Annotated in this window: 2 protein-coding genes; both read right to left on the bottom strand. The window is 67.9% G+C overall.

Features of this window, described 5'->3' with window-relative positions:
- On the bottom strand, positions 1–1,395 hold a 1,395-nt coding region (locus AB0N31_RS36365; protein WP_366062816.1), incomplete at its 3' end, for a condensation domain-containing protein.
- Positions 1,392–3,137: condensation domain-containing protein (locus tag AB0N31_RS36370; RefSeq protein WP_366062817.1), on the bottom strand; the 1,746-nt coding region annotated here is incomplete at its 5' end. The genes AB0N31_RS36370 and AB0N31_RS36365, both read right to left, overlap by 4 nt.

Consider the following 3,137-nt stretch of genomic DNA (forward strand, 5'->3'; position numbering starts at 1 on the left):
GAGCTGGTGAATCGTCGCCGTGTCCGGATACGGACCCGACACCCCGTTCCACTCGACCAGAACCTCCCGCCGCTCCCCCACCGTCAACATGTTCAAGTCGCCGATGCGTGCCCCGGGCGAGTCCACCACGGAGGCCAGCAGGCTCTCGAGGTGGCCTGTCATGCGTTCGACCGTCTCCGCGTCGAACCTGCTCCGGTCGTAGACGAAGCGGAACTCCAGGGCCCGGCCCGCCGACACGACGAGGGTGAGCGGGTACCCGGTGCGTTCCACACAGTTCACCAGGCGCCGGGTCAGTCCCTCGGGGAAGTCCGACGGCTTTTGCACCACCGGGTAGTTCTCGAAGACGAGGATGGACCGAAACAGCGGCTCGCCGCGCGGGATCCTGCTGTGCTTCTGCACGTCGACCAGGTGGCAGTACTCCCACTGCCGCATGTCCAGTTGCTCGTCCTGGAGATCCCGCAGCCACTCGGAGACGACCAGGTCACCCGTGAGCCGGCCGCGCACCGGCAGCGTGTTGATGAAAAGGCCCATCATCGACTCGACGCCGGGCAGATCGATCGAGCGGCCCGAGATCGTCGAGCCGAACAGCACCTCGTCCTGGCGGCTGTACCGTGAAAGCAGGATCGACCACAGGCCCTGTACCAAAGTGTTCATCGTGATGCGCTGGGACTTGGCGTAGTCCCGGGCCCGCGCGAACAGCTCCGCGGAGGCGCACGTCTCGAACTCGCCGACTCCCGTGTTCCCGGTGTCCCGGTCGACGTGCAGGGCGGTGGGCTCGGTGACGCCCGCCAGGTAGTCGGACCAGAACGCCGCGGAGCTGTCGTCCCGACGGGAGTTCAGCCACTCGATGTACCGGCGGTACGGGACCGTCGGCGGCAGCTCGGCGGGAGTGCCGTCGAGCAACGCGCGGTAGAGGGCGAACAGCTCCTTCTGAAGGATCTGCACACTCCAGCCGTCGAGGAGGATGTGGTGGAACGACCAGACGACGATCCGGCGTTCCTCCGACATTCGCAGCACGGTGACCCGCACCAGTGGGGCTCGTGACAGGTCGAACCCACGGTCCCAGTCCTCCGCCATGAAGGCGTTGAGCCGCTCCTCGCGATCGGACAGGCCGCGCAGATCCCTCACCTCGAAGGGGAGGGGAGCCCTGCGCTGCACCACCTGAACCGGCTCCGACACCCCCTCCCACACGAACGCGCTGCGGAGGATCGAGTGCCGGTCGATGAGCTGCTGCCAGGCGGTGCCGAACAGCGTCTCGTCGAAGGGCCCTTCGACCTCCTCCGTCATCTGCACCATGTAAGGGCGCGTGTCGGAGGTGTCCTCCAGCGAGTGGTACAGCATGCCGAACTGCAGGGGCGAGAGTCCGTAGACGTCTTCCACGTTGTGCGCGCTCATATCGAGAACCTCTTCAGGATCGCGGCCATGTCGGCGTCACCGACATCGGTGAGGGGAACACCGGGGGACTCCCGGCGGGCGTCGGCAGTTCCGTCGGCGCTACCGGCGATCAGCTCGCGCAGGTGGCCGAGGACGCCGTCGGCCAGGTACTCGACGGTGCGCCGGTCGTGCAGCGCGGTCGAGTAGTTGATGTACAGGCCGAACGTGTCGCCCTCGACGGCGGCGGTCACGTCCAGCACGTTCCACCGCATGCCGTCCGGGCTGATCGAGTGGCCCTTGGGTCCTTCGGGACCGGCGTACCGCCCGATCCCCGGCAGGTCTCTGGTGTACTGCCCCAGGTAGTTGAAGTTCACTTCCGGAGTGGGCTGCCGGCGCAGCACTGAGGCCACGTCCGGGGCGCCGAGATGGCGCAGGATGCCGTAGCCCACCCCCTTGTTGGGGATTCCCGCCAACTGCTCGCGGACGGAGTCGAGCGAGGCCACCGCACTGGTGGCTCCTGGCGCCAGCCGCAGGGCGACGGGGAAGACAGACGTGAACCATCCCACCGTCCGCGACAGGTCCACGTCGGGGAACAGATCCTCACGGCCGTGTCCCTCCAGACCGACCAGCGTCTCGTCGTCCCCGGTCCAGTCTCGCAGGGCGTGCGCCAGCGCGGTGAGCAACGCGTCGTTGATCTGGGTGTTGAAGACCTTCGGCACGTCCCGCAGCAGAGCACGAGTCTCCTCGGGGCTGAGCGTCGCCACGACGGCGGCGGCGGATCCCAGGTCGTTGCGGCCGTCCCGGTCACGCGGCACCCGGCCGGCCGGCTTGGGCTCGGCCCAGTAGGCGAACTCCGCCCGTGCCTGATCGGAGTCTGCGAAGCCGTGCAGCCGCTGAGCCCACGACCGGAACGACGTCGTCTTCGCCGGCAACAGGGGCGCGAGCCCGGCAGCCCGGCGCTCGTAGCAACTGCCCAGGTCCTCCAGCAGGATCCGCCAGGACACACCGTCGACCGCCAGGTGGTGTACGACGATGAGCAGCCGCTGCCCACGCGTGGGCCCCGACTCCAGCAGGGCGGCCCGCAGCAACGGGCCCTTGGCCAGGTCGAGGCTCTGCTGCGTCTCCTCCGCGATGTCCAGCGACACCGACGCCAGGGACTCGTCCGCGACAGCGGACAGGTCGTGCACGTCGAGGACGCCGGTGTCCACAGTTTCGTCCAGGTACTGCCGCCAGCCGTCGGCCCCGTCCGCGCAGCGCAGGCGCAGCGCATCGTGGTGCTCGATCAGGTCGACCAGGGCGAGCCGCAGCACGTCGGCGTCGAGTCCGTCGGTGACGAGGAGTTCCGCCTGATTGAAGTGGTCGAACGCCGGCAGGTCCTTCTCGAAGAACCAGTGCTGGATCGGTGTCAGCGGGACCTCGCCCACCACGAGGCCCTGTTCCGCGTCCACCTGCGTGGCCGTACCGGCGTGGACCGTGATCTCGGCGATCGTCTGGTTCTTGAAGATCAGCCGCGGAGTGAGGTGCACACCGAACTTCTTGGCGCGGGCGATCATCTGGATGCTGATGATGGAATCCCCGCCGAGTTCGAAGAAGTTGTCGTGGATGCCGATGGTGTCGATGCCGAGGATCTCGGACCAGATCGCGGCGAGGGTGCGCTCGGTGTCCGTCCGGGGTGGGGTGTAGGTGGTGGTGAGGTCGGGTCGGTGGTGGTCGGGGGCGGGGAGGGCTTTGGTGTCGACTTTTCCGTTGGGGGTGAGGGGGAG

Origin of the sequence: Streptomyces sp. NPDC051051 (assembly GCF_040682975.1) — a bacterium.
Taxonomy (GTDB): domain Bacteria; phylum Actinomycetota; class Actinomycetes; order Streptomycetales; family Streptomycetaceae; genus Streptomyces.